This is a genomic window from Phycicoccus mangrovi (assembly GCF_018729305.1).
Taxonomy (GTDB): Bacteria; Actinomycetota; Actinomycetes; order Actinomycetales; family Dermatophilaceae; genus Phycicoccus; species Phycicoccus jejuensis.
The window spans coordinates 44,514-55,965 of record NZ_JAHHWP010000027.1; the positions used below are offsets into that span (position 1 = coordinate 44,514).

The window sequence follows — 11,452 nt, forward strand, 5'->3', positions numbered from 1 at the left end:
GACCCCGCGCCCCCCGACACCGCCGTCGCCCCGGAAGGACCTCCGTGCTCGTCGTCACCCCCAACACGTGCCTCGACGTCACGACGTGGCTCGGCGCGCTGACCCCGGGCACGGTCTCGCGGGCCACCCGCACCGTCACCGTGGCCGGTGGCAAGGGGGTCAACGTCTGCCGCACCCTGCGCGTCCTGCGCCGCGAGCACCGCCTCCTCGGCCTCGCCCCGCGCGACGACGACCGGCTGCCGACCCTCCTCGCCGCCGAGGGCTGCGCCTTCGTCCCGGTCCCCCACGACGGCCAGGGGCGGCTCTCGCTGATCTTCCTCGAGGACGACGGGCGCGCCACGGTCGTCAACGGCCTCGGCCCCGACCCCGCCGCGTGGGACCGCGACGCGCTGCTGCCCGCCGTCGAGGCGGCGCTCGTCGACGCGCCCGCCGTCGCCTGCTCCGGGTCCCTGCCGCCGGGCCTGCCCGACGACACCTACGGCCGGGTCGTCGAGCTGGCCCACGCCCGCGGGCTCGAGGCCTTCGTCGACGGCTCCCCCGCCGTCCTCGGCGCCGCGCTCCCGTTCGAGCCGGACCTCGTGAGCCCCAACCTCGGTGAGGCCGAGGCCCTCCTGCACGGTCGCGCCGACGAGGCGGTCGAGGAGACGGGCGACGACCTCGTCGACCGGTGCGTCGCCGCGGCCCGCGACCTGCACGGGCGGGGCGCGCGACGGGCGGTCGTCACCGCGGGCTCGCACGGCGCCGCCCTCGCCACGTCGGCCGGTGCGTGGTGGCTCGGAGCGGCGCGCGTGCCGGTCGCCAACCCCATCGGCGCCGGCGACTCCTTCCTCGCCGGGACGACCGACGCGCTCCTGTCCGGCGCCCCCGACGCCGAGGCCGTCCGCCGGGGGATGGCCGTCGCCGCCGCCGCCGTGCAGCACCCGTCGGGCGGGATGCTCGACGCGGCCCTGGTCGCCCCGGCACTGGCGGCGCTGCCCGAGGCGGTGCCCGCGTGAGCCGGCCCACGATCTACGACGTCGCCCGCGAGTCGGGGGTCTCCATCAAGACCGTCTCGCGCGTCATCAACGACGCCCCCAACGTCCGCCCGGCCACGCTCGCCCGGGTGCGCACGGCCATCGACCGCCTCGGCTACCAGCCCGACCCGGCCGCTCAGCGGCTCGGCGGCGGGCGCCTGCCGACGGTGGGCGTCGTCGTCGACTCCATCGCCGACCCCTTCTTCGCCCAGCTCGCGGCGGTCGTCGAGGAACGCGCCGCGGCCGTCGGGATGGACGTGCTCATCGCGTCGACCGGCCTCGACGAGGAGCGGCTGCGCTCGCAGGTCGAGCGGCTCTCGCGCCGCGGGGTGGCGGGCCTCGTCGTCGCCCCCTTCGGCGACCCGGTAGCCGTCGCCGCGGCGCTGCCGTCCGACGTGCCGGTGGTCGTCGTCGACCGTCCCTGCGGCACGGTCGGCACCGACGCCGTCCGCGTCACGGACGAAGCGGGCGCGTTCGAGGCCGTCCGGCACCTCGTCGAACACGGGCACCGGCGCATCGGGTTCGTCGGTCGCACAGGCCAGTTCGTCACGCTCGCCGACCGCTACCGCGGCTACGAGCGCGCCCTCCGGGAGGCCGGACTCGAGGTCGACCCCACGCTCGTGGAGACGCGGGCGTGGACGACCGAGGAGGCCCTGCCGCTCGTGACGCAGATGCTCACCCGCACCGACGCCCCGACCGCCCTCCTCGCTGCGACCCCGATGACCGGGCTCGCCGTCCTCACGGCGCAGCAGCGCCTCGCCCGCCGGGACGTCGCGCTCGTCGTCTTCGGCGACCTCCCGGGAGCAGAGCTGATGACCCCACCCACGACCGTCGTCGACCAGCAGCCGACCGCGTTGGCCGAGACCGCGTTCGACCTCCTCCAGCGACGGCTGCGCGAGCCGTCCGCCGAGCCGCTCGACACCGTGCTGCCGACCCGGCTCGTGCCGCGCGGCTCGGGCGAGCTGCGACCACGGGGTGCGGCATGAGCACCGTCGACCTCGGCATCGACCTCGGCACGACGATGACCAAGGTCGCGGCCGTCGACGAGGCCGGCACGGTCGTCGGCGACGCCGCCGTCGCCACCGCCTGGAGCGAGCCCGGCGACGGCCGGTCGGAACGCACGCCGGAGTCGGTCGTCGAGGCCGTCGAGCGCCTGCTCGACGAGGTCGTCGCCGCGCTGCCCGCCGGCACGGGGGTGCGCTCCGTCGGCATCACGTCGATGGCCGAGGCGGGGACGCTGCTCGACACCGACGGGGCCGCGCGTTCCCCCGTCATGGCGTGGCACGACCCGCGCGGTGACGAGCAGGCTGCGGTCCTCCCGGAGGACCTCGCCCGGGCCTTCCCAGAGCGCACCGGACTGCCGGTCGGCCACGTCGCGACGCTCTTCAAGCTGCTGTGGCTGCGCGACGAGGGCCTGGACCTGCGCGGCCTGCAGTGGCTCGGCGCACCGGAGCTCGTGCTGCACCGGCTCGGGGGTCGACGGGTCGCCGAGCGCTCGCTGCTCGGGCGGACCGGGCTCCTCGACGTCCACACCGGCGGATGGTGGCATCCGGGCCTGGACCTGCTCGGGGTCGACGGCTCGCTCGTGCCCGACGCGGTCGCGGCCGGCGAGCCGGTCGGCACCGTGCGAGCGGACCATCCGGTCGTCCCCCTGCGCGGCGCGGTCCTCACGATGGCCGGCCACGACCACGCGGTCGCTGCGGCCGCGACCGGCTGCGGCACACCGGGATCGGCGCTCGACAGCTTCGGCACGGCCGAGGCGTGGCTCGCGGCGTCCGACCACGTGCCCGAGCCCGAGGTCGTCGGCCGCCTGTCGCACGAGGGCATCTCCGTGTACCCGCACGTCGTGCGCGGCAGCACGGCCCTCATCGGCGGGACGCGGACCGGGTTGGTGCTCAAGCGGGTCCAGCGCATCCTCGGGGCCACCGAGGACCCGGCGCGGTCGGAGCTCGACGCCGCCGCTCTCCTGCTGGCACCCGGCGACTCGGCGGACGTGCGCGTCACCGGCTTCGGGATGGAGGACCGCGAGGTCGTCGTGCACCTCGGGTCCGACCACCACACCCCGGCGCACGTCTGGCGGGCGGCCCTCGACGGCGGCACGGCGCGCGGTCGGGCCGTCCTCGCGACCCTCGAGCGGGCCGGCGTACCCGTCGAGCGCATCGTGGTCGCCGGCGGGTGGGCCCGGATGCGGTCCGTCGTCGCGGCGCGGGGGGACCTCGCACCCCTCGTCGAGGTCGGCGACGTCGAGCAGCCCGGCACGTGGGGTGCCGCGAGGTTCGGGGCCTGGGCCGCGACCGGCGGCGCGGCGGGCGACCCGGACCCACGGCCGCCGGCCGACTGGTTCGCGCACTAGGAGCGCTCCCGCCGTGCGGCGGTGCCGTGGCTCTGGTGTCAGGGATCGATGGAGACGTCGACGAGCGCCGCGTTCCCTCGTGCGTCGACGCGCACCGTCGCGACGGCGCGCCCCGCGCGGACGGCGTCCGCGAGCGCTGCGGCGCGGTCCTGCGGCAGGAACCAGCTCTCGATGCCGCACCGCAGGCGCCACCCCGCGTCGTCGCACCGGAGGAAGGGCCCGTCCTCAGGAGCCGAGCGCCGGAGCGGGCCGCCGACCCACACCTCGCCGGATCGGGTCAGGGGGACGAACGCCGTGCCACGGGACGTGAGCGGCTCGGCGTCGGGCCGGTCGCCGCGCCCGGCACTGTCCGGGAGGTCGGGATAGGTGAGGTCGACGTACGCGCCGCGGAAGGGGTCGTAGGGATCGACGGGCGCGACCCGCAGGCGCACCTCGTCACCGGTCAGCCTGGCGGAGAGCGGGGCCCACACGGCGACACCGACGAGGAGCAGCTGGGCGACGGTCGCGGCGACGACCCGTCCGGTGCGGCCGGTCACGACCGGGCCTCCCGTCCCTCGGCGACGAGCCGCCGACGGCCCCGATCGGCGACGATGCCGGTGCCGAGGAGGACGACACCGACCGCGAGGAAGAGCACGGCCCCGGAGAGGACCGGCGCGAACACCGCGAAGGCCTGCACGGTCGTGAAGAGCACGAGCGCGGCGGTGGCCACCCAGGTGAGCCGCTCGGAGTCACGCATGCCGCCGAGGATCGCGTAGCCGCTCGTCACGGCGAGGTAGGCGAGGACGGCGACGACCGCCCGCGCCCAGTCCGACGGTGTGGGCTCGGCGACGCCCCCGAGGCCGGCCGACGCCCGCCACAGCCCGAGGACCACGACGCCGACGAGAGTGGCTGCCGCGAGCGCGATCTCCGTGCGGCCGAGGCGGTCGGCGCGCAGGCTCGCGGCGAGGGCGACGACCGCGGCGACGCCGAGCGCGACGAGGAAGACCTTGCCGGTCCGATCACCGCTGTCGTCGACCGGGAGCGCGGCGACGAAGAGGCTGCCCAGGGCGAGCGCGGCCCCGAGCTCGCGCCAGGGGACGCCGAGCGCCCGCCAGTCGCGCAGCCGGCCGTCGAGTCGCAGGTGGATGACCCCGACGGCGACGGCGGCCAGCGCGGCGGCCGCGACGGTGAGGGTCACCCCGAGGACGGTGCGGCCGGCGTCGGCGGCGCTCCACACCGTCCAGATGCTGCCGAGCAGGACGCCGAGCACGACCGGTCCGACGCCGACGACGGCATACCCGTAGAGCAGTGCCCCCGCGGCCCACAGCCCCACGAGACCCGGCCGGTCGGCGGGGACCTGGAGGCTCTGGGCGGCCTGGAAGACGACCGCGCCGAAGGCGGCGGCGGCGAGCAGCCGGACGGCGCCGACGACCGGGGAGGCGACGTCGCCGAGACGCTCACGCCGCCGCTGGAGGAGTTCCGCCACGACGACCAGCGCGAGCCAGACGAGCGCCACGAGGAGGATGCGGATGAGCGGTGAGACCGCGTCGAGGTTGGCGGCGACGGTCCAGACGAGGCCGATGCCGACGAAGGCCGCCCCGAGGGTGAGCACGATCCGGGCGAGGGTGAGACGGCGGTGGGCGACGTAGCGGGCGCGCAGGCGGTCGGCGGTGGGTGCGTCGAGCAGTCCCTCGGACTGCCAGGCGGTGAGCTGGGTGTCGAGCCACGCCAGCTGGCCCGGCGTGGCGGGGTGGCGGAGGGCGGGGGCACCGGCCGGGTCCGGGTGGGTCGCCGCTGCGGTGCTGGGGGGCGAGGTCATCGCGGTGCTCCTCGAGGAGAGCGGGCCCGGGTCCGGGTTCACCGTCAGTGTCCCGCGCCCACGCGGGTCGGGCCATGGGCACTCGTGCTCAGGCGCTGTCTCGTCGGCCACTCGACAGGGCCGCCGGCCACGGGCCTTGTGGACGCCGCCCGTACCCGCCCGACACCCCGCTCTCCCGCCCCTCGGGTCCCGGGTGTCACTCCTCTCGCCCGCCGCGGACGACCCCGTACCCCGATCTCCATGCGCACCGGAAGGAATCCCTTGCACCCGCAACGATCGGATCCCACCCGCGTCCCGGGTGCGGAAGTCCTTGCGCGCGGAAGGAAGACCGCGCGGGGCGCAACCGGTCGCCACGAGGTGGTTGCCGGCGCACGGGAAACCTCGCGCCGCGCAAGGGAAGCCTCGCGCCGCGCAAGGAAGACCTCGCGCCGCGCAAGGGAAACCTTGTCGGGCACAAGCATCGGAGCGACGACGCCGCCAGGTGGTTGCCGGTGGAAGGGAAACCTTCCGCGGCGCATGGAGGCTGGGAGAACACCTGTCCCGGGCCGGTTCTCAGGTCGGCAGGCGCCGCGCACGCGCTGGCGGTCGCGCCTCGAGCCCGCCCATCCCCCTCCACTCTCCTACGAGCGGCAGGCCGCGGGCTCGGACGGCTCGCGGACCGCGTCCACCGCCCCCTCGCGCTCCGACGTCCCGCCGGCGGAGCGCGAGCCGCGCGGCACGCCCACCCCGACCCGGTGGGCCCGCGCCCGCTCCACCCATCCCGCCGCCGCGGCCCGCACCGGCGCCTGGGCCACCAGCACCCCACCGAGGACGACGAGCATCGCCCCGAGCTGCACCCACCCGAACCCCTCGCCCAGCAGGACCACGCCGAGCACCGTCCCGACGACCGGGTTGAGCAGCCCCACCACCGCGACCGCGCCCGCGTCCATCCGGGTCAGACCGCGGAACCACACGACGTACCCGACCACCGACCCGACGAGCCCGAGCCACAGCAGCGCCAGCACCGCCGCGCCGTCGAGCGCCGGCGGCGCCCCCTCGACCACCAGCGCCACCGGCACGAGCACCAGCCCACCGGCCACCAGCTGCCACGCCGTCGTCGCGAGCACCGCGTCGCGCGGAGTCCAGCGCCTCACGAGCACGAACCCCACCGATGCCGACACGACCGCCCCGACCGACGCCGCCACCCCGACCGGGTCGACGGCCCCCGACGTCCCGCCCCCTCCGGCCGACACGAGCACCACCACTCCCCCGATGCCGGCCAGCGCCGCGAGCACCGCGACCCACGGCTGGCGCTCCCCGAGCAGCAGCCACGCCACCCCCATGACGACCACCGGGGACACCGCGGTCAGCGTCGACGCCAGCCCGCTCGGCAGCCGGTAGGCCGCGACGTACACGAGCCCGAAGAAGACCGCGTGGTTGAGCGTCCCCAGCACCGCCGCCCGCCCCCACCAGGCGCCGCGCGGGAGCTGCCGCACCCACAGCAGGAGCAGCACCCCCGCCGGGAGGATGCGCATCACCGCCGCGAACAACGGTCGCCCGGGCGGCAGCCAGAGCTGCGTCACCGCGTACGTCGATCCCCACACCACCGGGGCGACGGCCGTCCCGAGCACCGTGCGCATCGCCACTTTCTCTTCCATGGAAGAGACATTACCTTCCACGGAAGATATTGTCGAGGGATGGACCACGTCGCCGCCGTCCACGCGCAGTGGCGCACCGAGCGCCCCGACCTCGACACCACCCCGCTTCTCGTCATCGGCCGCATCCACCGCGTCGCGGCCGCCCTCACCCCCGAGCTGACCGCCGTGTACGCACGGTTCGGCCTCGGCGAGGGCGAGTTCGACGTCCTCGCCACGCTCCGCCGTCAGGGCGAGCCCTTCACCCTCTCCCCCGGCGAGCTCGCCGCGCGGACGATGGTCACCTCCGGCGCCGTGAGCAAGCGCCTCGACCGGCTCGAGGCGCGCGGCCTCGTCGAGCGGCGGGCCGACGCCACCGACGGCCGCGCCCGCACCGTCGTCCTCACGCCGGCGGGCCGCGCCCTCATCGACGACGCGATGGCCGCCCACGTGGCCAACGAGGCCCGGCTGCTCGAGGCCCTCGGCGCCCGCGACCGCGACACCCTCGCCCGCCTGCTCGCGCGCCTCGCGGAGTCCCTCGGCGCCTGAGCGGAACGCCCACCGAGGACCCCGACCACGTGTGAGGGAGACCTCGCCGCGCCCTCGGGTGGGTGGCGCACGGGACCGATAGAGTCCGAGACATGCCGATCAGCAAGGTCCTCATCGCGAACCGGGGCGAGATCGCGGTGCGCATCGCCCGTGCCTGCAAGGACTCCGGGGTCGCGTCCGTCGCGGTCTACGCCGAGCCCGACCGGGACGCCCTCCACGTCAAGGTCGCCGACGAGGCGTACGCCCTCGGCGGCTCCACCCCGGGCGACTCCTACCTCCTGCAGGACAAGCTCATCGAGGTCGCGCAGCAGGCCGGCGCCGACGCCGTCCACCCCGGCTACGGCTTCCTCGCCGAGAACGCCGACTTCGCGCAGAAGGTCATCGACGCCGGCCTCACCTGGATCGGCCCCGGCCCCGAGGCCATCGACTCGCTCGGTGACAAGGTCAAGGCGCGGCACATCGCCCTCGCCGCCGACGCGCCGCTCGTCCCGGGCACCAAGGACCCGGTCGAGGGGCCCGACGAGGTCGTCGCCTTCGCGCAGGAGCACGGCCTCCCCGTCGCCATCAAGGCGGCGTACGGCGGCGGCGGCCGCGGCCTCAAGGTCGCCCGGACCATCGAGGAGATCCCCGAGCTGTTCGACTCCGCGGTCCGCGAGGCGGTCACCGCCTTCGGCCGCGGCGAGTGCTTCGTCGAGCGCTTCCTCGACCACCCCCGCCACGTCGAGACCCAGTGCCTCGCCGACCAGCACGGCAACGTCGTCGTCGTCTCGACGCGCGACTGCTCCCTCCAGCGCCGCAACCAGAAGCTCGTCGAGGAGGCGCCGGCGCCGTTCCTCACCGAGGAGCAGCACACCGAGCTCCTCCGCGCCAGCAAGGAGATCCTCCGCAAGGCCGGCTACGTCGGCGCCGGCACCTGCGAGTTCCTCGTCGGGCCGCAGGGCGACATCAGCTTCCTCGAGGTCAACACCCGCCTCCAGGTCGAGCACCCCGTGTCCGAGGAGGTCACCGGCATCGACCTCGTCCGCGAGCAGCTGCGCATCGCGAACGGCGAGTCCCTCGACTACCCCGACCCCGAGCCGCACGCGCACTCCATCGAGTTCCGCATCAACGGCGAGGACGCCGGGCGTAACTTCCTCCCCGCCCCCGGCACCGTGTCGCGGATGGTCGTGCCGCAGGGCCCGGGCGTGCGCTGGGACGCCGGCATCGTCGAGGGCGACACCGTCGCCGGCGCGTTCGACTCGATGATCGCCAAGCTCGTCGTCACCGGGCGCACCCGCCAGCAGGCGCTCGAGCGCTCCCGCCGCGCGCTCGCCGAGCTCGTCGTCGAGGGGATGCCGACCGTCGTCCCCTTCCACCGCAAGGTCGTCGCCGACCCGGCCTTCGCCCCGGCCGACCCCGACGAGAAGTTCACCGTCCACACGCGCTGGATCGAGACCGAGTTCGACAACGACATCGAGCCCTACTCCGGCCCGGCCGGCGACGCCACCGAGGCGCAGGAGCGCCAGACGGTCGTCGTCGAGGTGGGCGGCAAGCGCCTCGAGGTCTCCGTGCCCGGCGGTCTGTCGTTCGGTGGCGGCGGGGGCTCCGGCCACGGCGCGAAGAAGAAGGCCCCCCGGCGCTCCGGCGGCGGGTCCGGCGGCGCCGCGGCGTCCGGCGACTCCCTCACCGCCCCGATGCAGGGCACCATCGTCAAGGTCAGCGTCGAGGAGGGCGCGACCGTCGCCGCCGGCGACCAGGTCGTCGTCCTCGAGGCGATGAAGATGGAGCAGCCCATCACCGCCCACAAGGCCGGCGTCGTCACCGGCCTCAAGGCCGAGGTCGGCGGGACGGTCACCAACGGCGCCGTCATCTGCGACATCAAGGACGCCGAGGCGCCCGCCGACGCCTGACCGCCTCCCAGCGGCACGACTCCAGGCGGTCGACCCCGTCGAGTGAACAGAACACGCCGTCCGAGGCAGCCCGGCGGCGGGGTGGTATGTTCTAGCCACCGGGGGGGGGGCCCGGGGGCCGCCCCCGTGGCGTCAACCCACCCCGCCGCCCGCCCCAGCGCTCGGACGGCGTGTTCTGTTCACTCGACGGGTGTGGCGGAGCTGCTACCCCAGGTCGCGGCGGGGCTGGGGGTCGTCCCCGGTCCCCGGCGCGGGGTTGGGGGCGACCGGCGCCGGGTCGTCCGGCGAGTGCGGGTGCCACGGCTCGACGGGGTCGGGGTCGAGCGTGTCCGGCGCGTCGGGGTCGACCGGGTCCGGGGCCTCGGGCGCCGCGGGCAGGTCCTCGTCCGGCAGGTCGGGGACGTCGGGGCCGGGCTCGGTGCTCATCCCGCCCGCCTCAGTGGGTCGGGCCGGACGTCGGCGGGGGCGGCGGGGGCACCTGGCCGCCACCGGAGGTCGGCCCACCGGACCCGCCGTGCGGCGGCAGCCCGAGCCCCTTGCGCAGCGCGTCGCTGCCCTTGTCGACCTTCGCCGAGTGCGTCGGCCCGGCCTTGGACCGCACGAACCCCTCGACCTTGCCGATGGCCTCGTCGGCCTTCTGCGGGTTGTTGCGGGCGTAGTCCTTGACCTTCGTGACGGCGGCGATGAGCGCCGCGGCGCGACCCTTGGCCATGTCGTCCTCCTCGGGGATGGGGTGTCTGAAGGGACAACCCATCCTGCCGGAGCAAGGTTCCCGGCGGGCCGGGGGTGACGCAGCTGCGACGGCGTCGCCGCAGGTCAGGCGATGGGGTGCAGCCGGCGCGCGGCCTCGGCGACCGAGCCGGACAGCGACGGGTACACCGTGAAGGTCGACGCGACCTGGTCGACGTTGAGGCGGTGCTGCACGGCGAGCGTCACCGGGAAGATCAGCTCCGACGCCCGCGGCGCGACGACGACGCCGCCGACGACCGCGCCGGAGCCCTTCTGCGCGAACAACTTGACGAAGCCGTCGGTGATGCCGAGCATCTTCGCGCGCGGGTTGCGCGACAGCGGCAGCATGAGGACCTCGGCGTCGACGCGCTCCTCGTCGACGTCCTTCTGCGAGATGCCGACCGTGGCGATCTCGGGGTCGGTGAAGATGTTCGCCGAGACGACGCCGAGGTTGAGCGGCGCGACGGCGTCGCCGAGGGCGTGCGCGATCGCGATGCGCCCCTGCATCGCCGCGACGGACGCCAGCGGCAGCACGCCGGTGCAGTCACCGGCCGCGTAGACACCGCGGACGGACGTGCGCGAGACCCGGTCGACGACGACGTGGCCGGAGGGCGCGAGCTCGACCCCGACCTCCTCGAGGCCGATGCCTCGCGTCGACGGCACCGACCCGACCGCCAGCAGCGCGTGCGAGCCGGTGACCTCGCGGCCGTCCTCGAGGCGCACGACCACCCCGTCGGCGGTGCGCTCGACGGCCGCCATCCGCGAGCGCCCGAGCACCTCCATCCCGCGCTTGCGGAAGACCTCCTCGATGACCGAGGCGGCGTCGGGGTCCTCGCCCGGCAGGACGCGGTCGCGCGAGGAGACGAGGACGACCTCGGAGCCGAGCCCGAGGTAGGCCTGCGCGAGCTCGGCGCCGGTGACGCCGGAGCCGACGACGACGAGGCGCTGCGGCAGCTCGGGCAGGTCGTAGATCTGCTGCCAGGTGAGGATGCGCTCGCCGTCGGGCACGGCGGTGTCCATCACGCGGGGCGAGGCGCCGGTCGCGACGAGGACGACGTCGGCGTCGAGGTGCTCGTCGTCGACGCGGACCCTGCTCGGCGACACGAGCGAGCCGGTGCCCTCGACCACGCGGACGCCGACCTCGCGCAGGCGCGCCCGGATGTCGTCGCTCTGTGCGCGGGCCAGGCGCAGGACCCGGCGGTTGACCTCGGGCAGGTCGGCGATCGCGTCGGAGACCTCGTCGCCCTCCTGGTCCTCGAGGTGGACGCCGAGGTCGGCCGCGGTCTCGAAGTCGCTCAGGTAGTCGGCGGTCGAGATGAGCGCCTTGCTCGGCACGCAGTCGGTGAGCACCGCGGCGCCCCCGATGCCGGTGCGCTCGACGACGGTGACGTCGGCGCCGACGTGGGCGGCGACGAGGGCGGCCTCGTAGCCACCCGGACCCCCGCCGAGGATGACGACTCTGCTCGACCGCGCGTTCACGGCCCCCATCCAACCACTCCGGCGCAGGT

Annotated in this window: 11 protein-coding genes; 5 read left to right on the forward strand and 6 right to left on the reverse strand. The window is 75.6% G+C overall.

The window, feature by feature from the left end:
• The first annotated feature begins 44 nt into the window (after positions 1 to 44).
• Genes KMZ30_RS20525 through KMZ30_RS20535 form a run of 3 tightly spaced genes read left to right on the forward strand, consistent with a single transcriptional unit; the run spans position 45 to position 3,366 of the window.
• A complete protein-coding gene (locus KMZ30_RS20525; RefSeq protein ID WP_215514386.1) occupies positions 45 to 995 on the forward strand; it encodes a 1-phosphofructokinase family hexose kinase in 951 nt (316 codons plus the stop codon).
• Positions 992 to 1,999, forward strand: a complete 1,008-nt coding sequence (locus tag KMZ30_RS20530) for a LacI family DNA-binding transcriptional regulator (protein ID WP_215514387.1) — start codon at positions 992 to 994, stop codon at positions 1,997 to 1,999. Before KMZ30_RS20525 ends, KMZ30_RS20530 begins: the two co-directional genes overlap by 4 nt.
• Positions 1,996 to 3,366, forward strand: coding sequence for an FGGY-family carbohydrate kinase (locus KMZ30_RS20535; protein ID WP_215514388.1), 1,371 nt, complete (start codon positions 1,996 to 1,998; stop codon positions 3,364 to 3,366). The genes KMZ30_RS20530 and KMZ30_RS20535 overlap by 4 nt, the downstream gene beginning before the upstream one ends.
• Before the next feature lie 38 nt (positions 3,367 to 3,404).
• Here the strand turns inward: KMZ30_RS20535 and KMZ30_RS20540 are convergent, their stop codons facing one another.
• From KMZ30_RS20540 to KMZ30_RS20550, 3 genes are all read right to left on the reverse strand, one after another.
• Positions 3,405 to 3,902, reverse strand: coding sequence for a GDYXXLXY domain-containing protein (locus tag KMZ30_RS20540; RefSeq protein WP_215514389.1), 498 nt, complete (start codon positions 3,900 to 3,902; stop codon positions 3,405 to 3,407).
• Positions 3,899 to 5,164 (reverse strand): DUF2157 domain-containing protein, encoded by a 1,266-nt coding sequence (locus tag KMZ30_RS20545; protein ID WP_215514390.1) that lies wholly within the window; start codon positions 5,162 to 5,164, stop codon positions 3,899 to 3,901. Before KMZ30_RS20545 ends, KMZ30_RS20540 begins: the two co-directional genes overlap by 4 nt.
• Before the next feature lie 620 nt (positions 5,165 to 5,784).
• Positions 5,785 to 6,801 (reverse strand): DMT family transporter, encoded by a 1,017-nt coding sequence (locus KMZ30_RS20550; protein WP_215514391.1) that lies wholly within the window; start codon positions 6,799 to 6,801, stop codon positions 5,785 to 5,787.
• A gap of 39 nt (positions 6,802 to 6,840) precedes the next feature.
• Between KMZ30_RS20550 and KMZ30_RS20555 the strand changes: the two genes are divergently transcribed.
• Together KMZ30_RS20555 and KMZ30_RS20560 are read left to right on the forward strand one after the other, a co-directional pair.
• Entirely contained in the window at positions 6,841 to 7,326 is a 486-nt protein-coding gene (locus KMZ30_RS20555) for a MarR family winged helix-turn-helix transcriptional regulator (protein WP_215514392.1), read from the forward strand.
• A gap of 92 nt (positions 7,327 to 7,418) precedes the next feature.
• The gene (locus KMZ30_RS20560; RefSeq protein WP_215514393.1) at positions 7,419 to 9,215 is read left to right on the forward strand and encodes an acetyl/propionyl/methylcrotonyl-CoA carboxylase subunit alpha; all 1,797 of its coding nucleotides are present in this window, start codon (positions 7,419 to 7,421) and stop codon (positions 9,213 to 9,215) included.
• 204 nt (positions 9,216 to 9,419) lie between these two features.
• Here KMZ30_RS20560 and KMZ30_RS20565 read toward each other — a convergent pair whose 3' ends face one another.
• The 3 genes from KMZ30_RS20565 to KMZ30_RS20575 all read right to left on the reverse strand — a co-directional run bounded on the left by KMZ30_RS20565 (position 9,420) and on the right by KMZ30_RS20575 (position 11,432).
• Positions 9,420 to 9,641 carry a hypothetical protein gene (locus KMZ30_RS20565; RefSeq protein ID WP_215514399.1) on the reverse strand — a complete coding sequence of 74 codons (222 nt, stop codon included), beginning with the start codon at positions 9,639 to 9,641 and terminating at the stop codon, positions 9,420 to 9,422.
• 10 nt (positions 9,642 to 9,651) lie between these two features.
• Positions 9,652 to 9,927 carry an antitoxin gene (locus KMZ30_RS20570; protein WP_215514400.1) on the reverse strand — a complete coding sequence of 92 codons (276 nt, stop codon included), beginning with the start codon at positions 9,925 to 9,927 and terminating at the stop codon, positions 9,652 to 9,654.
• Positions 9,928 to 10,031: 104 nt separating this feature from the next.
• Positions 10,032 to 11,432 (reverse strand): NAD(P)H-quinone dehydrogenase, encoded by a 1,401-nt coding sequence (locus KMZ30_RS20575; protein ID WP_215514401.1) that lies wholly within the window; start codon positions 11,430 to 11,432, stop codon positions 10,032 to 10,034.
• Between the last annotated feature and the right edge of the window lie 20 nt (positions 11,433 to 11,452).

Bases quoted from the DNA above. Each gene is read 5' to 3' on its own strand.
- KMZ30_RS20560 (WP_215514393.1), top strand. From the start codon at position 7,419: ATGCCGATCAGCAAGGTCCTCATCGCGAACCGGGGCGAGATCGCGGTG.
- KMZ30_RS20550 (WP_215514391.1), bottom strand. From the start codon at position 6,801: ATGGAAGAGAAAGTGGCGATGCGCACGGTGCTCGGGACGGCCGTCGCC.
- KMZ30_RS20565 (WP_215514399.1), bottom strand. From the start codon at position 9,641: ATGAGCACCGAGCCCGGCCCCGACGTCCCCGACCTGCCGGACGAGGAC.
- KMZ30_RS20570 (WP_215514400.1), bottom strand. From the start codon at position 9,927: ATGGCCAAGGGTCGCGCCGCGGCGCTCATCGCCGCCGTCACGAAGGTC.
- KMZ30_RS20545 (WP_215514390.1), bottom strand. From the start codon at position 5,164: ATGACCTCGCCCCCCAGCACCGCAGCGGCGACCCACCCGGACCCGGCC.
- KMZ30_RS20535 (WP_215514388.1), top strand. From the start codon at position 1,996: ATGAGCACCGTCGACCTCGGCATCGACCTCGGCACGACGATGACCAAG.
- KMZ30_RS20555 (WP_215514392.1), top strand. From the start codon at position 6,841: ATGGACCACGTCGCCGCCGTCCACGCGCAGTGGCGCACCGAGCGCCCC.
- KMZ30_RS20575 (WP_215514401.1), bottom strand. From the start codon at position 11,432: ATGGGGGCCGTGAACGCGCGGTCGAGCAGAGTCGTCATCCTCGGCGGG.